We start from the raw sequence: 19,592 nt of genomic DNA, 5'->3' as shown, positions 1-19,592 counted from the left end.
ACGATTGGTGTGAATTGTCATGGCCGCCTAGACGCGAATGCGCGGGTCGAGCAGGGCGTAAACAATGTCTGCCATCAGGTTGAAGAGAATTGCTGCGGTGCCGGTGACCAGGAAGAAGGCCATCACCGGGTTGGCATCCACCCGGTCCAGACCGGTGGCGAACATTTCGCCCATGCCTTTCCAACCGAACACCCGCTCGGTAATCACCGCGCCACCGATCAGCCCGGCGAAGTCGAAGGCTGCGATGGTAGCGATGGGGATCATGGCGTTGCGGAATGCGTGGCGGAAAATCACCGTGCGTTCGCTCAGGCCCTTGGAGCGGGCGGTGCGAATGTAGTCTTGCTGCTGAACTTCGAGCATCGACGAACGGGTGTAGCGCGAGTAGCTTGCCAGCGAGATGATTGCCAGCAAAATGGTGGGCAGCAGCAGCTGGGTGCCATTGTCCAGGAAGTGGTCCCAGTAGCCGCCCTCGAAGTTCGCCGTGGAGGAGCCGATGGTGGAGATCGGGCGTCCCTTGTTGTCCAGGAAGCCTGGCCAAGCACGGAACAGGTGATCGACCACGGTCAGTGCGGCTCCGACAAAGCCGGTGGCCATCGCGACGCTGGCGGCGACCTTGCGCAGCCGCCCGCCCATGAAACGTCCGACCAGCGCGGGCAACAGCACCGCGAGGATTAAGCCGCCCAGCAGGATCCAGGTGTTCGGTTCGGCCATCAGGTAGAAGGTCGCGTAGTAGGCGATCAGCACGAGCGCCACGGTGATCAGCGCCGGATACAGCACTCGCTTTTCCTTCAGTCCCGTGCTCATCGCGGTGGCCGAGAGGGCGACGAGCGCGGTGAGCACCACGATGAATGCCGGTCCCATTTGCGGGTAGCGGTAGAAGTTAAGCCACAGCGAATACTGCATGGCCAGCGGCACGAAGACGGTGACCACCGCGAAGGTCAGCATGCGGCGCTTGAGCGATCCGGCGAGGAACGTCTGCAGGATCAGCCCTAGGATCATACCGACAAGTATTGAGGTTCCCAAGGAGATATCCGGTGCCGCGATCCAGTCGTTGAATCCGATAGCGAGGTATTCCTTGAGCAGCACCGCTGCCCAGAACACCGGAAGGGAGAAGAAGAGGAAGGTCAGGAAGGTGACGGTGTAGTCCAGACCCGAGTATTGGCGCACCGCGGTGAGCACACCGATGGCGATACCCAAGATCGCTGCGATCAGGGTGGCGATCAGCACCAGTCGCAGGGTCGAGGATGCGGCATTTGCCAGCAATCCGGAGACCTCCACGCCGTTGATATTCCGTCCTAGGTCGCACTGGCCGACAAAGCACTTTGAAACGCCGGTCAGCCAGTCCCAGTAGCGCAGGTACCAGGGCTGGTCCAGCTCCATGTACTCGATGCGTTGGGCCATCAGATACTCGCGATTATCGGCGTTGCTTTCGCGCAGATCCTTGAGCGGATCACCGGAGTTAATGACGAGGATATACAGCAGCAGCGAGGCTGCAAACAGCACTGCGAGGGCCGATCCAAGTCGCTTGGCGATGAATTTCAACACGGCGTCTATGTCCTACTTTCGTTGTCACCGAACGATTCGCGGCGCCCAGGGTGGTGGCGATTCTGAACCGTTGTGGGGATGTGGTGGACACACTGCGGGGCCCGACGATCTATCGGGCCCCGCAGTCGTTCACTCACGGTGTCTGAGTTCTGTGCCTACCGGCAGTTACTCTGCACGTACCCACTGATTTGCGTTCCAGACGATCTGGTCCTGGGTCGCGGTGTGGCGGACATTTTGGATATCTGAGCCCGAGGCACTCAGGCCTGGGTGGGCAAAGACTGGAATGCCGTAGAGGTCATCCCACAAGAGCTTCTCGATCTTCTTGACCTGCTCCTGGTGCACGGCCGGATCCAGCGAAGTGGCCAGGGTCTCCCACTCGGCGTCTACCTGTTCGTTGGAGTACTTGCCGAAGTTCTGCGGCTTGCCGGTTGCGTAGATGTTCTGACCCGAAGAAATCTGGCCGGAACCCGCCCAAGCGAACAGTGCTACCTCGTAGTCGCCGCGATCCTGGGCGCCGCCCGGTGCGAAGAACTTCGCATCGCCGTCATCCTCGATCTCGAATCCAGCCTCATCACAGGAGGATTTGATGGCTGCGACCTGGTTGGTACGGCGCTCGTTCGGAGCGGAGTAGCCGATGCGCACCTTGGTGCCCACTGCGTCCTGCTCTTCCAGGATCTTCTTCGCGCCTTCGATATCGACCTCATCGTAGCGTCCGTCATAGGAAGCCGAGACGACGTCTTCATAGTTGTCCTGGAACGGGAAGACCTCGCGGGCGTTCATGACAATAGCCTCTGGGTTCAGCGGCTTGATCAGGTTGTCAACGATGTTCTGGCGAGGGACGCACATGGCGAAGGCCTTGCGCAATTCCAAGTTGGTGAACGCGTTGCCCTCGGTGAAGTTGAAGTCCAAGTGCTCCCAGGTCAGCGTGTCACCCTTCTGGATGTTGATCTGATCGCCCAAGGCCTCAAGCTGGGAAAGTGTATCAACCGTTGGCTGCGGGTTGATGACGTCGAGGTCCTTATTCTGCAGGGCCTGCACCATGGCAGCATCTTCAACGAAGCGGAAGGTCAGTTCCTTGGTTGCCGCTGGAGTTCCGTAGTACTCCTCGTTGGCGACCAGGGTGACCGATTCGCCGGCCTTCCAGGAACCGAGCTTGTACGGTCCGGAAACGGGACTGATCGCTTCGTCCGGCAGGGTGCCCGGATTAGTCACCCAACCTTCGTTCCAGAACTCGGCGGCCTCCTTCAGCTTGTCGGATTCGCCGGCGAGAATGGCGTTGGCCAGCTCTTCGGTGCTCATGCCGGCTTCCTTGGCCACCACGTGTGCTGGGTGGAGCATCCAGGACTGCAAGGCCCAGTCCGGATCTGGAGCGGCGAATTCGACGGTGAATTCCTTGCCTGCAACATCGCCCTGCGGGCCCTTTGGCACGGTGTCGCCCAAGTCGACGGAGACCGAGTTGAACAATGGCTTCTCTTTGTCGCCGCCTTCGTTCAGGTTCAGGTTCTGCACGCCCCAGGCGAGCACCGAGTCGGCGACGGTGATTGGCGTTCCGTCGGACCAAACGGCGTTCTCATTGATGGTGTACTTGATCGTCAGCGGATCATCGCTGACCTTCTCGTAGGAGCCGAGATCTTCATTCGGGTACAGGGTTCCATCGGTACCGAAGTACGAGAAGCCTGCGAACATGCGGTCCACGATCCCGGAGTTATAGGTCGAGTAGGTGTTCGGGGTGAAGCCGTTGTAGCTGAGGAACTCCGGCGCACCGATCGACACGTTGATGGCGCCGTCCTTGGTGGTGATATCCCCCAGATCCGCGAGGCCGCTGTTGGTAACTTCTGCCGACCCGTTGCCGCCAGCTGCACCCGACTCGGATGCCGCTGGGTCGCCACCGCCGCCCGGTGCACATGCGGACAGCGCCAGAGCCATCGCTGCGCCTACTGCTACTGCCTTCGAAACACGTTGGAATCGCATTCCGCCTCCTTGAGAAATTGAACGATACGAGTTCTGAACCATGAAGCTCAGTGTGGAACACATCACATGATGGAACCATTGAGCAATAGACTAACCGGATTTTGCCTTCTTGGATATAGAAAGATGCGTTTCACATCTACCAAGTGGCCCCGGGAAACAATCTGGTTACAATCGCCTTGTTACCGATCAGTTTAGAGATCCGGCTCACATCCGCGAGATTTCAAGGATTTCTTTCACATTGGGTTTTTTCAATCAGAAGACGCACTTCCGCGCGACGGTGGGCAAACTCATTTATAACGTTTTTGCAACATTTATTTCACATCCTCAAAAACTGAAACATTTCTTGAATAAGTCATTTTTAACGAACTCAGGGCAGTGACTTCTATATGAAGTCACTGCCCTGAAATGGACGGGAAATAGGCCGTTGACAGCGCCTAGATCAGGCTTGCACCCGGGATCGCCGCCAGCAGATTGCGGGTGTAGTCGCTCTTCGCGTTCTCGAAGATTTCATCCACCGTCCCCTGCTCAACCATCTGTCCGTGCTCCATCACGCACACGTTATCTGCGATCTCGCGCACGACCGCCAGGTCGTGGGTGATGAACAGGTAGGTGAGTCCCAGCTCGCGCTGCAGTTCGTCCAGAAGCTCCAGCACCTGAGCCTGCACCAGCACGTCCAGCGCCGACACAGCCTCGTCGCAGACGATCATTTCCGGCTTCAAGGCCAGCGCACGTGCGATCGCAATACGCTGGCGCTGACCGCCGGAAAGTTCATTCGGGAAACGGTGCATCGTCGAAGCCGGCATGGAAACCTGGTCCAGCAGCTCCTTGACCTTCTTCTCCCGGGAGGCCTGATTTCCAATACCGTGGATGCGCAACGGCTCCTCGATGGTGCGGAAAATGGAATACATCGGGTCCAAGGAACCATAGGGGTCCTGGAAGATCGGTTGCACACGGCGGCGGTACTTGAACAGATCGCGCTCGCTGAGTTTGCCGATGGCCTGCCCGTCAAAGACGATGTCACCGGAGGTTGCATCCAGCAGGTTGAGCACCATCTGCGCGATCGTTGACTTGCCCGAACCGGACTCGCCCACCACCGCGGTGGTCGTGCCCTTCGGGATCTCAAAGGAGACCTTGTCCACCGCGGTGAACTTGTCCTTGCGCCCGAAGCCCCTGCGGATGTCGAACACCTTGGTCAGGTTCGAAATCTTCAGCAGCGGCTCAGTCTTCTGCGCCGCGACTTGGTCTACCGCCAGCTCGTGCTTGTCGCCACGCTGGGCGGCCAGAGACGGCGCCGAATTGATCAGTCGCTTGGTGTACGGGTGCTGCGGATTGCGCAGCAATTCCAGGGCCGGGCCAGATTCGACGACCTGCCCCTTGTACATCACGATGACCTTCTCGGCACGCTCTGCTGCCAGACCCAGATCGTGGGTGATCAGCAGGACCGCCGTGCCCAGTTCACTGGTCATGGTATCCAGGTGATCCAGGATCTGCTGCTGAACGGTGACGTCCAACGCGCTGGTTGGTTCATCGGCAATAAGCAGCCGTGGACGGCAGGCCAAGCCGATGGCGATCAGCGCACGCTGGCGCATGCCACCGGAGAACTCGTGCGGGTACTGATTCGCTCGGGTTGCCGCATCTGGAAGACCGGCGTCCGACAATACCTGGGCAACACGCTGCTTCGGGTTGTTCCCCGCCAGTCCGTTGGCCTTCAGGGTTTCTTTCACCTGGAAACCGATCTTCCAGACCGGATTCAGGTTGCTCATCGGGTCCTGCGGGACCATGCCGATGTGGTTACCACGCAGCTCGACGAAACGCTTTTCGCTGGCCTTGGAGATATCTTCACCGTCAAAGAGAATCTGACCGGCGGAGACTTCGCCATTTCCCGGAAGCAAGCCGATGGCGGCCAAGGCGGTCGTGGACTTGCCCGATCCGGACTCGCCCACGATGGCCACGGTCTCCCCCGGCATCACCGTCAGGTTTGCGTTGCGCACCGCGTTGACCGGGCCATCAGGAGTACTGAAGGTAATGGCCAGGTCTTTGATTTCCAGCAGGGGCTTTGGATCTGCGTTCTGCACCATAGCTAGTTCCCCTTTCGGGTCTTTGGATCCAGTGCATCACGCACTGCATCGCCGAGCATGATGAAGCTCAATACCGTAAGGGACAAGAACAATGCAGGCCACATCAGCATCATCGGATTATTTCGCAATTGATTCTGCGCTGCGGCAATATCGTTGCCCCAGCTCATCACATCTGGTGGAAGCCCCAGCCCAAGGAAGGACAGCGTGGATTCGGCAACGATGTAGATACCGAGGTTCACGGTTGCCACGACGATCACCGGTGCCATGGCGTTCGGGATGACGTGCCGTACCAATGAGTTGAACCTTGAGATCCCCAAGGCCCGGGAGGCCTTGACGAAGTCGGCATTCCGGGCTTCCAGGACCGCACCGCGGGTGATGCGGGCGACCTGTGGCCAGCCGAAGATGGAGAGCGTGATGATAACCGTCCACACGCTTCGGTTTTCCCGGAAGGCGGGAAGCTGCATCACGATGATCGCACCGAGAATCAACGGCAGTGCGAAGAAAATATCACCCAGGCGGGCCAAGATGATATCCAGCCAACCGCCGTAGAAGCCGGCCAGCGCGCCAATGGCACCGCCGAGAATCACGACGAAGAGCGTGGTGAACACTCCAACCATCAGCGAGGCGCGCGTGCCATGGATTACTCGGGCATACACATCGCAGCCCTGGAAGTTGAAGCCCATCGGATGCCCAGCACGGGAACCTTCATTGGAGTTCTCCAACGCGCAATAGGTCGGATCGGTGCTGCTGAACAAGCTTGGGAAAGCTGCGACAACGAGCACCGATACGATCAGAATAACCGAAACAATGAACAGCGGGCGCTTGCGCAACGAACGCCAAGCCTCGCCCCACATGGACAGCGGCTTCCCGGTTTCCTTGACCGCGTCGACTCCCTGCAAGGGGGTTTCATCCAGCGGTGCAACGAAGTGTGGAATATGGTATTTGGAGATCTTGCCGGCACGGTTTTTGCCGATGGGCAATCCGGCCTCAGGATTAGGATTCTGGTTCTCAGGCATATCGGATCCTTGGGTCAAGCAGAGCGTAAAGCATGTCAACAATGAGGTTGGCGAGCACGAAGACGACCACAAGCACGCCTACCACGGCCACTACCGTCGGGATCTCACCCTTGCGGATAGCTGAGAACAACAGGCTGCCCACGCCGGGGACGTTGAAGATGCCTTCGGTGACGATCGCGCCACCCATGAGCGAGCCCAGGTCGGCGCCCAGGAAGGTGACTACCGGGATCAGCGAGTTGCGCAGGATGTGCACGTTGACTACGCGTCCACGGCTCAAGCCCTTGGCGGTTGCTGTGCGCACGTAATCGGCTTGCTTGTTCTCGATGATCGAGGTTCGGGTCAGTCGCAATACATAGGCCAGAGAAACCAGGCCAAGCACTGTGGCGGGAAGAATCAATTCGCCCCACGTAGCGCCGCCGGAAACCGTTGGCTTGGCCCAGCCAAGCTCAACGCCGACTACGTACTGCAGCACGAAGCCGAGCACGAAGGTAGGAACTGCGATCACAATCAGCGATGCGAACAGCACTGTTGAGTCGAACCATTTGCCCTTGCGCATACCGGCGATGACGCCGAAAAGGATACCGAAGACGGCTTCGATGGCCAGCGCCATGACTGCCAGTCGCGCGGTCACCGGGAATGCGCGAATTAACAGGTCACGCACTTCCTGTCCGGAGAAGGACATGCCCAGGTCCAAGGTGACCAGATTCTTCAAGTACAAGCCGTACTGAATCCAGAATGGCTGGTCGAGGTTGTACTGGGCCCGCAGCGAAGCTTCCACCGCCGGGGTCATCGGCTTGCCGCCGGAGAGCGCGGTAATCGGATCGCCTGGGGTAGCAAAAACCAGGAAGTAAACGAGCAAGGTGGCACCGAAGAATACGGGAATCAGCTGCAGAAATCGTTTAAACGTAAAACTTAACATGAGCGCGTCTCACCTCGAGACGTCGCAAGGCGCTGGGCCATTTTATTTCCTCTTTCCGTCGGCGATCGCCAGACGTTCATTTGGAGAGGCAGGACTGACACGCCAAAGGGAGACCCAAATGGTGCAGGGTCTCCCTGAGACGTTTTTCAGCTGAAGCCCACCTGAGCAGGCAGCTTAGCTAGTGAACCTATTTGCCGGTGATGGCGTTGTAGATTGGAACGCCGTTCCAACCGAACTCCACGTTGTCGACGTTCTCGCTCCAACCGCCCTGCACAGCCTGGTACCACAGTGGGATAGCTGGCAGATCCTTGAAGAGGATCTCCTGGGACTCGTTGAAGATCTTGGCGCCTTCGGCCGGATCCGTTGCGGCAAGCCCGTCCGTGAGCTTGTCGTCGAATTCCTTGTTCGAGTAGTCGCCATCGTTGGAACCTGCACCGGTGCCGTACAGCGCACCGAGGAAGTTGTACATCGATGGATAGTCAGCCTGCCAGCCGGAGCGGTGGGCACCGGACATCGTCTTCTTGCCCACGTCTTCACGCAAGGCCTTGAAGGAGGTGTACGGCTTGGCCACTGCGTTGATTCCCAAGGTGTTCTTCACCTGGTTGGCGACGGCTTCAACGAATTCCTTGTTACCGGCACCATCGACGTTGTAACCGATGGAGAATTCTTCGGAGTCACCCCACGCCTCGATGGCGTTGGCTTCGTCCCACAGCTTCTTGGCCTCATCGGCATCAAAGTCGAGAACCTCGGAGCCTGGAATATCGGCGGTGTAGCCATCGAGCACCGGAGCGGTGAATTCTTCGGCCTTGACCTTGCCGCCGAAGTACACCTTTTCGATGATCTGCTGGCGATCAATGGAGCGCGAGATCGCCGCACGGCGCAGGTTGCCCTCTTCGCCCTGCTTGAAGTGATCCAGGTAGCCAGAGATGGTGATGGTTGCGTTACCGGCGTAGGGAGCGTTGATCGAACGGTCGCCCAGTTCGTCCTGGTAATTGGCCAGCGCCGATGGCGGAATCTGGTCCAGCACGTCTAGGTTGCCCGCGAGAATGTCCTGGTAAGCGGACTCGGTCGACTGGTAGACCTTGAAGTCAACACCGCCGTTGGCTGCCTTGCGTGGGCCCTCGTAGGACTCGTTGACCTCAAGCTTCAGGTTGACGTCGTGGTTCCACTCGGTCAGCTTGTATGGTCCGTTGCTGACCGGCATCTGGCCGTAGGCCTTCGGGTCTTCAAATGCTGCTTCGGGAAGCGGCATAAACGCGGTGTAACCAAGACGCAGCGGGAAGTCGGATTCCGGCTGGCTGAGCTCGACGGTGAAGGTGTTGTCATCGACAACCTTCAGGCCTTCCATCTCTTCGCTCGTTGCACCCTCGGCGCTGACTTCGTCATAGCCCTTGATGGACTCGAAGAAGTACGAGTTCAGCTGTGCGTTCTTGGCTGCGGCACCGAAGTTCCAAGCATCCACGAACGAAGCAGCGGTCACTGGGGAACCATCGGAGAAGGTGTGCCCCGGAGCAAGCTTGATGGTGTAGTTCTGGGAATCCTCAGTCTCGATCGACTCAGCGATTTCATTGACGGGCTTGCCCTTGGAGTCGTAGCTGACCAAACCGGTAAAGATCAGGTCCATGACACGTCCGCCGCCAACTTCGTTGGTGTTGGCTGGCAATAGGCCGTTTTGCGGCTCGGTGGTGTTAGCGGTGATGACCTTGGTGGCGTCTCCCTCGGATCCGCCTCCGGCGGATTCTTCCGAAGTCCCTCCGCCACAGGCGGTTAGGGTCAATGCCAAGGCAGCGGACAAAACCAGTGCCTTCGATGCGTGCGAGTATCGCATCCTTCTTCTCCTCAACAGATCGTTGCTGCTTCTGCAGTTCACAGACGCCATGGGCTCCAAGTTGTGAGCCATAGCACGTAGTGAACGAGATTACATCAAATATTGCGAAACAACCAATGAATAACTATGAAAGTAGTGCTTGAAATTGAGTTGATCCATCGATCAGCTCAATTTTTTACTCATGAAAGCCCCGGTAAATCAAATAAAAATGTTCATCATTCCAGGGTCTTCCAGTACCGCGCCCACACCGGCGAGGAACTCGCTAGCTTCCTTTCCATCGACCACGCGGTGGTCGAAGGACAGCGCCAAGGTTGAGGTATGGCGCAGGGCCACCTGATCCTCAAACTCCCACGGACGGCGCTTGACCTGTCCGAGAGCAAGAATTCCGGACTGCCCCGGGGGGAGGATCGGGGTACCGGCATCGACACCGAAGACACCGACATTGGTAATTGAGAAGGTGCCTCCGCTCAGCTGGGCTGGGGCTAGCTTTCCGGCTCTGCCCAGATCGATGAGCTGCGTCAGCTCCTCGGCCAAATCGCGCAAGGACTTGGTCTGGGCATCCTTGACCACCGGAACCAGCAGCCCACGCTCGCTGGCAACCGCCATGCCCAGATGCACCGAGCCGAACTCGATGATCTCGTCATTCGCCGCATCCCACCGGGAATTGAGTGCGCGGTAGGTGCCCAGCAGCCGTGTGACGATCAGTGAGGTGAGGGTCGTGATGTTCAGCTTCACGTCCCTGAGCAATGGGTGCTTGCGCAACGTCTCGACGAGCTTCATCGATTCGGTCAGGTCCACCGTCAAGAATTCGGTGGCATGCGGAGCGGTGAATGCGGACTCGACCATCGCCTTCGCGGTAGCGCGGCGCACCGCGCTGATCTTCACGTGGCGATCGGCCGCGGCCGCGCCAACCGCGGGCGCCGCCGGCTCCGCCGCTTTGGCCGGTGCCTCGATCAGCGCTTCGACATCTGCGCGCAATACCGCGCCGTCCGCACCGCTGCCGCGCACGGCGGAAAGCTCGATCCCGTGGTCCCGCGCGAGCTTGCGCACCGGCGGGGTGCTGCGGGTGGCCGTCCGGCGAGCGCCGGCAGGGACCGCTTCGGTGCTTTGCTCCGATGCTGGGCTGGCGGAATTCTGCGCCGCAGGAACGGCGGCAGGCGAAGCGGAGGCTGCACCTGCGCGAGCACGCCGGGCCGGACGGTTTGCGCTGGCCGCCGGAGCACCGTAGCCGACCAGTGTCGGCGTGCGCCCGGGCCCCGCCGAGGCACCGTCATCGCCGGACGGGGCATCGGCATCCGGCGCCGCGGCTTCGTCTCCAAAGGTCACCAACGGCCCGCCGACCGGTACCACTTCACCGGCGGAGGCATGCAGCTTCTGCACGATCCCGGCATACGGCGAGGGCAGCTCGACCACTGCCTTCGCGGTTTCCACCTCGGCGATGATCTGGTTCAGCGTGACATGTTCGCCTACCTGGATCTTCCAGTTCAAGACCTCCGACTCGGTAAGCCCTTCGCCGAGGTCGGGAAGCTTGAAAGTATTCGGAGCCATCACTTGGCACCTCCAGTGTGCGTCTCGTTGCGGCGCATGACCGTATCCACGGCATGCATCACCTTGTCCAGATCCGGCAGGTGATGGGATTCAAGCCTCGAAGGCGGATAGGGAATATCAAAACCGGTCACCCTGATCGGCGCGTGCTCCAGATAGTCGAAACAGGTTTCGGTGATCTGCGCGCAAATCTCCGCGCCGATTCCCGAGGTGCGGCTAGCCTCATGGACCACCACAAGCTTGCCCGTGTGCTTCACCGAATCCGCGACGGTGTCCAGATCCAGCGGATCCAGGCAGCGCAGGTCGATGACCTCCAAGCCGATGCCCTCATCCTCGGCCGCCAGCACTGCATCCTTCAGGGTGTAGACCGTAGGGCCGTAGCCGACCACCGTGACGTCATCGCCAACATTGAGCACCTTGGCCTTGGGCGAGCCGGTCTTTTCCGGGGTGCGCAGCTCGACTTCCGCCTTTTCGTGATAGCGGCGCTTGGGTTCAAAGAAGATCACCGGGTCATCGCAGTCGATCGCCTGGCGCAGCATCACGTAGGCATCTTCTACGCTGGACGGGGCGAAGACCCGAAGCCCAGCGGTATGCGAGAAGTACGCCTCCGGTGATTCCGAATGGTGCTCGGGTGAACCGATGCCGCCGCCGTAGGGTATGCGCACGGTGACCGGCATCTTCACCCGTCCGCGCGAGCGGAAGTGCAGCTTCGCCAGCTGGGAGACCAGCTGGTCGAAGGCCGGGTAGGTGAACCCGTCGAACTGGATCTCCACCACCGGGCGGTAGCCGCGGTAAGCCAGGCCAATGGCGCTGCCGACAATTCCGGATTCGGCCAGCGGAGTGTCAACCACCCGATGCTCGCCGAATTCCGCCTTCAGCCCGTCGGTGATGCGGAAGACTCCACCCAGGGTGCCGATGTCCTCACCGAGCAGCACCACCTTTTCGTCTTCGGTCAGCGCGTCGCGCAAGGACTGGTTTAGCGCCTTCATCATTGAGGTGCTCATGCTTCACCGTCCTGGAAGTCTGCGAGGTACTGCAGGTAGTTTTCCTTTTCCCTGCGGTTGGGCTCATGGACCTCGGAGTACACGTTCTCGAAGAGCTCGCTGGGTTCGGGATCCGGCATATTGGTAATGGCTTCGCGCAGGTCGGCGGCGAGTTTGTCCGCGGCGTTCTGCGCACGCTGCTGATAGGACTGCACGTCCGCGCCGAGCACCGTCAGGTGATTGACCAAGCGATCGATCGGATCCTTGACCTTCCACTCTTCGAGCTGCGCGTTCTTGCGATAGCGCGTCGGATCATCTGCGGTGGTGTGGGATCCCATGCGGTAGGTGACGGCTTCGATAAAGGTCGGGCCCAGCCCGTGGCGGGCGTGCGCCAAGGCGGCCTTGGTCGCCGCATAGACCGCGAGCACGTCGTTGCCGTCTACCCGCCAGGTCTTCACGCCGAATCCGCTGGCGCGGTCGGCGATCTGCGTGCGGCTTTGCAGCGCTACCGGCTCCGAGATGGCCCATTGGTTGTTTTGGCAGAAGAACAGCACCGGGGCTTGGTAACTTGCGGCGAAGATCAGCGCTTCGTTCACATCTCCCTGGCTGGTGGCTCCGTCGCCAAAGTAGGCCACCGCCACTTGCTCTCCGCCGTCAAATTTGATGCCCATGCCATAACCGGCGGCGTGCAGCGCTTGGGAGCCAATCACAATTTGCTGGCAGGCAATATTTACCTCGTGCGGATCCCACCCGCTGGCGGTGGCGCCGCGCCAGACGCTGAGCAGGTCTTCGGCCTTGACTCCCCTGGCCCAGGCAACTCCGTGCTCGCGGTAGGAGGGGAAAATGAAGTCGTCGTCTTGGGTGGCGCGCACCGAGCCGATCTGTGCGGCTTCTTGGCCGAGCAACGGTGCCCACAAGCCCAATTGGCCCTGGCGCTGCAAGGCGGTGGCCTCATTGTCCAGGCGACGCAGAACAACCATGTCGCGCAGGAAGTCGGCCAGGTCTTGTTCGGTAAGCCCGGTGAGGTGATGGTCTAGTTCTTCGTCCGGAGTTCTTTCTCCGGAGACGTTGAGCAGCTGGTGCGTAGGTAGGCAACCTGCGGCTACGTCGATGTGCTTGGTGGACACGATCGGCATCCTTACTCTCGCGTAGTCAGTGGTGGACGGCTAGTTCAGCATTACCACCTACCTGTGATGCTACTCACATAGCACATGTTGCACAATGGCAAGAAAAGAATTAAAGCAAAACGCACTATCTTGGCCCTTGCGCGAGTGCTAATGTGCGCATTATGCAGCCTTTAGACGCCACCGATCGACGGATCCTCCTATCGCTGTCCAGCAGCGCTCGCCGGACCGCTTCAGCGCTGGCAAATGCGCTGGGCCTGGGCCGAAATACCGTGCAGTCCCGGCTCAACCGGCTGGAGACCGAGGTTCTCTCCACCGTGGATCGACGCATCCCGCCAACCGCCTTGGGATTCGGGCTGCTTTCCTTTATCGAACTGCATGTGGACCAGCGCCATTTGGAGGATATCGCCAAAAAGCTGGAAGAGATTCCGGAGGTACTCGAAGCGCACGGGCTGACCGGCTCGGCAGATATCCTGGTGCGCGCCGCCGCGGCGAATGCCGAGGAGCTCTTCCGTGTCCATGGGTTGCTGCTGAGTATCGAAGGGGTCAATCGGGCGGATTCTGCACTGTCCATGGCGGAGCTCATCCCCTACCGCACCGCAAAACTCATTGAACTGTCGCTAGCCAATGACAACGGAAATAGGCGGGCGTAGCTCGCGAGCAAACTTGCCGAGGGCCACCCCTTGGCCAAAGGATGCCGGCACTGCGGAGGCGCCCAAGGAATCGGTCGCGCACTACCCAGCGCGCGGTTCCAGCTAGCCCAGCTGATCCATGGCTTCACAGGGGTTCGCACCGGGCTGTGCGTTATGAATCGTTGCCGACAGGGTTGAGATTAGCCCGGCCAGCTGCGCGCTTTGCGCGTCATTCAAGCCGGCGAGCAATTCCTGCTCGGCCGCAGCCACCTTCACCTCGAGTTCTTCGAGCAGCTTGACACCTTGCGCGGTGGCAATGATCTTGCGCGCGCGACGGTCGCTGGGCGCGGCAACGCGCTCCACCAGATTCGCTTCAACCAGCTCGTCGATCAGGTAAGTCAGCACCGTGCGGTCGATCCCCAGATGGGAGCCGAGCGCCTGCTGGTTCGCAGGATCGCGATGCACCACGGTCGAAAGCAACTGATATCCGCGCACCTGCCCCGGCACTGGCGCGACGCTCTGCGCCATCGCGAGCTGATGTCCGCGCAGAATCATCCCCAGGTGCCACCCGAGGTCCCCTGGAAAGAAACCGGGAAGTGGCTGGTGGGCGCCGAGGGGTGTGCTGCGTGAGGTGCTCATGATCACCATCATATCCGAAGCAATGGGGTTGCCAAGATGTTCTGCCGCAAATATAGTCTGTAAAACAGCATAAATCTTTGAAGGATGGCTTTGGTGAACACACTCGAAGGGGCCCGCTTAGCCCCACAGGCAACGATCGGCATTCTTGGAGCCGGCCGCGTAGGTACCGCTATTGCCCGTTTGGCCCTCGCGGCCGGGTATCGAGTTAAGCTCGCAACCTCAAAACCCGCCGAAGAAAACTCGCTGATCATCGAGATCGTCACCCCGGGAGCCGAAGCAGTCGACGCCTCCGAAGCGGCCGCCGCCGACCTGGTCATCGTGGCCATCCCATTGCACAAGTTCAAGGACCTCGACTCCCATGCGCTGTCGGGCAAGATCGTCGTGGACGCGATGAATTACTGGTCCGCCACCGACGGGGAGATCCCCGACTTCGTGAATACCGCACTGACTTCCAGCGAAGTCGTTGCGGCCTTCCTCTCGGCCTCTCATGTGCTGAAATCCTTCAACCACATCGGCTATCACGAGATGGAACCCGACGCGCTTCCCGCCGCAACCGGCGAACGCAGGGCGCTGGCGATCGCCGGCGATAATTCCGCAGCCAAGACGGTGCTGCGCGGATTTATCGAACATATCGGATTCGACGCAGTGGATGCCGGCGACTTGGCCGCCGGGCGGCACTTCGAACCGGGAAGCGAGATCTTCAACGGAAGGTTTAACGCCTCCGAGCTCAACGGGCTGCTGCATGCGGTTCGCCTCTCCAACTAGCCCGACAACCGACTCACCCAAAGGAACTTGCCACCATGGATATCGGCGCCTATAGCTTCGGCGACACCCAGCGAAACCCCGACGGTTCGCTAGGTTCCACCGCCCAAGCGATCAGCAACCTCTTCGAAGCCATCAAGCATGCAGATGCCAGCGGTCTTGACTACTTCGGAATCGGCGAACACCACACCACCACCATGCCGGCCTCCTCCCCCGGCGCGTTGATCAGCGCGGCCGCCGCCGCCACGAAGCACATCACGTTGGGCAGCGCGGCAAGCATTATCAGCACCGATGATCCGGTGCGGATTTATCAGCAATTTGCCACGGCAGATATCATCTCCGGCGGCGGTCGGGTGGAGATCACCGCCGGCCGTGGATCTTCGGTCGAAACCTTCCCCCTTTTCGGCTTTGACCTCCAGGACTATGACGAGCTGTATGAGCAGAAACTGGATCTGCTCATGAGCATCAACGACTCCGCCTCCGAAAACATCACTTGGTCCGGAACCACGCGCCCGGCCCTGGCGCATCTGGCGGTAGTGCCCCGCCCGGCGCAGAACAAACTGCCGATTTGGCTCGCCACCGGAGGAAACGCAGCCTCGTCGGCGCGTGCCGGCCGGCTCGGATTGCCGGTCTCCTATGGGATCATCGGCGGTGCCCCGCACCGTTTTGCGCCGCTGGCAGAGCTCTACCGCAAATCCGGGGCGGCCGCCGGACACGCACTGCAGACCCTGAAGGTTTCGGTAGCGGCGCTGGGGCTTGTCGCGCCCTCCACGAAGGAAGCGGTGGAACGCTTCTACCCGGGCTGGTACAACCTGAACATCGAAATGGGACGCCTGCGCGGCTGGCCGAAACCGGACAAACGAGCCTTCGACGCCCAGGCGGCCGCCCCCGGCGCCTACTACGTCGGCTCCCCCGACGAGATCGCCGAACGCATCGTCCACCTGCACGGATACCTGGGCCACATGCGCCACTTCCTGCAAAGCGACATCGGCGGGCTGCCCCAGGAACACTTCCTGGAATCAATCACGTTGCTGGCCACCGAGGTCAAGCCGCGCGTCGAGCGGCTGCTCGCGCAGAAGTAGCCGCCGAGCCAAGGCCGGCAATTAAACGGGCGGGGGCCGGGATCAGCCATTGCTGGCTGATCCCGGCCCCCGCCCTGAATCGTTATCCGCAACTGAGCACCGGACTAGTGGTCGACCGCCTTTTCGGCACCGACACCGGTCAGCGAGCGAACTTCCATCTCTGCCTGCTTGGTAATATCTTCAACGCCTGGATCGGTGATCGAACCCAGCCAGCCCAAGAGGAAGGCCAACGGGATCGAGACAATGCCGGGGTTGGCCAGCGGGAAGATGGCCATATCGATGCTTGGGATCATCGAGGTCTCCGAACCGGAGAAGACCGGGGAGAAGATGATCAGCAGCAGTGCCGAGGACAGGCCACCGTACATGGACCATACCGCACCGCGGGTCTTGAAACCCTTCCAGAACAGCGAGTACAGGATGGTTGGCAGGTTAGCCGAAGCGGCGACCGCGAAGGCCAGCGCCACCAGGAAGGCAACGTTCTGCCCCTGGGCGCCGATACCGCCGGCGATGGCGAAGATACCGATGATCACTACCGTGCGGCGGGCAACCTTCATCTCCTTTTCCGGAGTCGTCTTGTCCTTGGCGATCACCGAGGCATAGACGTCGTGGGCGAAGGAGGCGGCGGCGGTAATCGTCAGGCCGGCGACAACCGCGAGGATGGTTGCGAAGGCAACCGCCGAGATCAGGCCCAGCAGCAGCGTGCCACCTAATTCGTAGGCGAGCAGCGGAGCGGCAGAGTTCACGCCGCCCGGAGCGGCCTTGATTCGATCCGGACCGATCAGTGCGCCCGCGCCGAAGCCAAGAACCAGGGTGAACAAGTAGAAGGCGCCGATCAGCCAGATCGCCCAGACAACCGACCTGCGCGCTTCCTTGGCAGTTGGCACGGTGTAGAAACGCATCAGCACGTGCGGCAGGCCCGCGGTACCGAGGACCAGGGCCAAGGCCAGCGAGATGAAGTCAAGCTTCGAGGTTCCGCTCATGCCGTACTTCAGGCCCGGGTTGAGCAGCTCCGGATTGCCGGCGACCTCGGCGGCCTTGCCCAGCAGCTCGGAGAAGTTGAACCCGAACAACGCCAGCGTCCACACGGTCATGATCAGTGCGCCGGCGATCAGCAGGCAAGCCTTGATGATCTGCACCCAGGTGGTGCCCTTCATGCCGCCGATCAGTACGTACATGATCATCAGCGCGCCGACGACGATAATGACCAGCGATTGCCCCAACTTGCCATCAATGCCCAGCAGCAGGGAGACCAGCGCACCGGCTCCGGCCATCTGCGCCAGCAAGTAGAAGACGCACACCGCGAGGGTGGAGACCGCCGCGGCGATACGCACCGGGCGCTGCTTCAAGCGGAAGGAGAGCACATCTGCCATGGTGAACTTGCCGGTGTTGCGCAGCAGTTCGGCCACCAGCAGCAGGGCCACCAACCAGGCGACGAGGAAACCGATGGAATACAGGAATCCGTCGTAGCCGTTGATCGCGATGGCACCGACAATGCCCAGGAACGACGCTGCGGAAAGGTAGTCGCCGGCGATGGCGGTGCCGTTTTGCGTTCCGGTGAAGGAACGGCCACCGGCGTAGTAGTCCGCGGCGGTTTTATTGTTCTTGCTTGCCTTGAGCACGATCACCAAGGTGATGCCCACAAAGGCGGCGAAGATTGCGATATTCACCAGCGGGTTGCCGACCTGAGTCGATTCGGCCCCCTGGGCCAGGATCAGCGAAGAATTCATTAGTTCACGCCCTCTTTTTCCAGACGCTCACGAATCTTCGAAGCCTTGGGATCAAGTTTATTGTTGGAGAACTGCACGTACAGTGCGGTGATGACGAAGGTCGAGACAAACTGCAACAGGCCAAGCAGGATACCCATATTGATGTTGCCGAAAACCTTGATGGACATAAAGTCATGGAAGTAGTCCGCCAACAAGACGTAGGCGAAGTACCAAACGAGGAAAAAGATTGCCATGGGGAAAACGAAGCTGCGGTGGGTCTTGCGCAGTTCCTGGAATTCTTCCGAATCCCTTTCCGCCACAAAATCAATGTCATCGGTGACATCGGGTTGCGATTCAGCACTCATTGGTGCCCTCCTTGAACGAGTTAAACAGGGTAGTGATGACGCACACATGTGCATTGTGACTAAGTTCACTATTGGTCATTTGCCCGTCCCCCACTAGGGGTTCGGCCACGCCAATGGATTAGCGGATAAATTCCTGCGCTCAACGGCACGCTGCGTGACGACGAACGGTCAACGACGGCGGCGGGCTTTAGGATTGAAATATGTCACCAGCGCTGCAGATCACCCTCATCGTCACCATCGTGGTCGTGGGCATCGCCATCGTTGGCTACCTGGGATTCAAGATCTCCCGTTCCACCAACGAACTGGGGACCTACGCGGAGGAAGCCACCTTCCAGGCCCTGCACCATATGTCCATTGCGGTCCCCCACCTCGGACGCGGGCTCACCGAAGAGGGTGCGGCCAAAAGCGCCAAGGCGCTGCGCAAGCTGCTGGGCTGCTCCGCCTTCCTGATCAGCGACACCAGGGCGATCCTCGCCACCGACGCGGCCATCGAGTTCACCGCCGATCTCGAAGCACACGCCCAGTCCGTCAGCTCCTCGGTGATCGGCAGCCAGAAAACACAGGTCCACCGCACCTCCGGGCTGGATCTGGTGGCGGCCCCGATCATGGTGGGCGGGCAGGCGGTGGGCACCGTCACCGCCCTGGCCGAACGCGCCGGGGCGAGCTTCGTGCGAGCCGTCAGCGAGGTCGCGGTCTTCGTCTCCGCACAGGTCACCACCGCCGAGCTCGACGAGTCCAAGGCGCAGCTGCTCGAGGCGCAGATGCGTGCGCTGCGCGCGCAGATCTCCCCGCATTTCATCTACAACTCGCTGAACGCGATCGCCTCCTTCATCAACACCGATCCGGCGCGTGCCCGCGAACTGGTCATCGAGTTCGCGGACTTCACCCGGTACTCCTTCCGCCGTCGCGGTGAGTTCACCACCTTGGCCGAAGAGCTCGAAGCCATTGACCGCTATCTCCTCCTGGAAAAGGCCCGCTTCGGGGATCGCATTAAGGTGTCGCTGCAGATCGCCCCCGAAGTATTGCCCACCCAGATCCCGTTTCTGTGCCTCCAGCCACTGGTGGAGAACGCCGTGCACCACGGGTTGGAAGCCCGCCCGGACGGCGGAAGGATTTCGATTACCGCCACCGAGGACGGTTTGCACGCGGTGATCGCCGTGGAAGACGACGGGGCCGGCATGGACCCGGAACAGCTGGCCTCGGTATTGGCCGGGACCACCGTGAATATGCACGTCGGATTGCGCAACGTCGATGTGCGGCTGCGCCAGCTCTACGGCAACGCCAATGGGCTGCTCATCGACACCGCTCCGGGTGCCGGGACGCTGATTACCCTGAGAATCCCCAAGTTCCGTCCCCCACAAGGGCTAGAGACAGACGTATTGGCCTAACTGACGGTA

General features: G+C 60.4%; 16 protein-coding genes. 4 read left to right on the top strand and 12 right to left on the bottom strand.

All coding sequences use genetic code 11. From position 1 onward, the window contains the following. Nucleotides 1-27 precede the first annotated feature (27 nt). The 9 genes from CQ019_RS13670 to pdhA form a co-directional block, all read right to left on the bottom strand. Complete coding sequence (locus CQ019_RS13670) at nucleotides 28-1,545, bottom strand: ABC transporter permease (protein ID WP_105553713.1); 1,518 nt, start codon at nucleotides 1,543-1,545, stop codon at nucleotides 28-30. Nucleotides 1,546-1,710: 165 nt separating this feature from the next. Beyond that, nucleotides 1,711-3,516 (bottom strand): ABC transporter family substrate-binding protein, encoded by a 1,806-nt coding sequence (locus CQ019_RS13665; RefSeq protein WP_096287330.1) that lies wholly within the window; start codon nucleotides 3,514-3,516, stop codon nucleotides 1,711-1,713. 434 nt (nucleotides 3,517-3,950) lie between these two features. After that, nucleotides 3,951-5,594: an ABC transporter ATP-binding protein gene (locus CQ019_RS13660; protein ID WP_105553714.1), complete on the bottom strand. Its 1,644-nt coding sequence runs from the start codon at nucleotides 5,592-5,594 to the stop codon at nucleotides 3,951-3,953. 2 nt (nucleotides 5,595-5,596) lie between these two features. Further along, on the bottom strand, nucleotides 5,597-6,610 hold the full coding sequence (locus CQ019_RS13655) for an ABC transporter permease (protein WP_105569937.1): 1,014 nt from the start codon (nucleotides 6,608-6,610) through the stop codon (nucleotides 5,597-5,599). Next, on the bottom strand, nucleotides 6,603-7,529 hold the full coding sequence (locus tag CQ019_RS13650; protein ID WP_105553716.1) for an ABC transporter permease: 927 nt from the start codon (nucleotides 7,527-7,529) through the stop codon (nucleotides 6,603-6,605). Before CQ019_RS13650 ends, CQ019_RS13655 begins: the two co-directional genes overlap by 8 nt. Before the next feature lie 187 nt (nucleotides 7,530-7,716). Then, nucleotides 7,717-9,357, bottom strand: coding sequence for an ABC transporter substrate-binding protein (locus tag CQ019_RS13645; protein WP_105569936.1), 1,641 nt, complete (start codon nucleotides 9,355-9,357; stop codon nucleotides 7,717-7,719). A gap of 198 nt (nucleotides 9,358-9,555) precedes the next feature. Then, nucleotides 9,556-10,905: a dihydrolipoamide acetyltransferase family protein gene (locus CQ019_RS13640; RefSeq protein ID WP_105569935.1), complete on the bottom strand. Its 1,350-nt coding sequence runs from the start codon at nucleotides 10,903-10,905 to the stop codon at nucleotides 9,556-9,558. Beyond that, nucleotides 10,905-11,906: an alpha-ketoacid dehydrogenase subunit beta gene (locus CQ019_RS13635; RefSeq protein ID WP_096287334.1), complete on the bottom strand. Its 1,002-nt coding sequence runs from the start codon at nucleotides 11,904-11,906 to the stop codon at nucleotides 10,905-10,907. Before CQ019_RS13635 ends, CQ019_RS13640 begins: the two co-directional genes overlap by 1 nt. Continuing rightward, a complete protein-coding gene (pdhA, locus tag CQ019_RS13630; RefSeq protein ID WP_105569934.1) occupies nucleotides 11,903-13,021 on the bottom strand; it encodes a pyruvate dehydrogenase (acetyl-transferring) E1 component subunit alpha in 1,119 nt (372 codons plus the stop codon). Before pdhA ends, CQ019_RS13635 begins: the two co-directional genes overlap by 4 nt. Nucleotides 13,022-13,173: 152 nt before the next feature. Between pdhA and CQ019_RS13625 the strand changes: the two genes are divergently transcribed. Further along, nucleotides 13,174-13,662, top strand: coding sequence for an Lrp/AsnC family transcriptional regulator (locus CQ019_RS13625; RefSeq protein WP_096287769.1), 489 nt, complete (start codon nucleotides 13,174-13,176; stop codon nucleotides 13,660-13,662). A gap of 102 nt (nucleotides 13,663-13,764) precedes the next feature. Here the strand turns inward: CQ019_RS13625 and CQ019_RS13620 are convergent, their stop codons facing one another. Beyond that, nucleotides 13,765-14,280 (bottom strand): MarR family winged helix-turn-helix transcriptional regulator, encoded by a 516-nt coding sequence (locus CQ019_RS13620; protein WP_181148496.1) that lies wholly within the window; start codon nucleotides 14,278-14,280, stop codon nucleotides 13,765-13,767. A 93-nt stretch (nucleotides 14,281-14,373) separates the two neighbouring features. On the opposite strand from CQ019_RS13620, the gene CQ019_RS13615 reads away from it, so the two are divergent. Beyond that, nucleotides 14,374-15,045, top strand: a complete 672-nt coding sequence (locus CQ019_RS13615; protein WP_258133962.1) for an NADPH-dependent F420 reductase — start codon at nucleotides 14,374-14,376, stop codon at nucleotides 15,043-15,045. A gap of 35 nt (nucleotides 15,046-15,080) precedes the next feature. Further along, nucleotides 15,081-16,124, top strand: coding sequence for an LLM class flavin-dependent oxidoreductase (locus CQ019_RS13610; protein WP_105569931.1), 1,044 nt, complete (start codon nucleotides 15,081-15,083; stop codon nucleotides 16,122-16,124). Between the two features lie 104 nt (nucleotides 16,125-16,228). Here the strand turns inward: CQ019_RS13610 and CQ019_RS13605 are convergent, their stop codons facing one another. Next, nucleotides 16,229-17,851: a cation acetate symporter gene (locus CQ019_RS13605; protein ID WP_096287344.1), complete on the bottom strand. Its 1,623-nt coding sequence runs from the start codon at nucleotides 17,849-17,851 to the stop codon at nucleotides 16,229-16,231. Next, nucleotides 17,851-18,195: a DUF485 domain-containing protein gene (locus CQ019_RS13600; protein WP_096287346.1), complete on the bottom strand. Its 345-nt coding sequence runs from the start codon at nucleotides 18,193-18,195 to the stop codon at nucleotides 17,851-17,853. The genes CQ019_RS13605 and CQ019_RS13600 overlap by 1 nt, the downstream gene beginning before the upstream one ends. A 200-nt stretch (nucleotides 18,196-18,395) precedes the next feature. On the opposite strand from CQ019_RS13600, the gene CQ019_RS13595 reads away from it, so the two are divergent. Next, nucleotides 18,396-19,583 carry a sensor histidine kinase gene (locus tag CQ019_RS13595; protein WP_105553721.1) on the top strand — a complete coding sequence of 396 codons (1,188 nt, stop codon included), beginning with the start codon at nucleotides 18,396-18,398 and terminating at the stop codon, nucleotides 19,581-19,583. Nucleotides 19,584-19,592 lie beyond the last annotated feature (9 nt).

Source organism: Arthrobacter sp. MYb229 (assembly GCF_002975405.1).
GTDB lineage: Bacteria > Actinomycetota > Actinomycetes > Actinomycetales > Micrococcaceae > Glutamicibacter.
The sequence above is the reverse complement of the archived record's forward strand: the minus strand, read 5'-3'. Positions and strand labels throughout refer to the sequence as shown.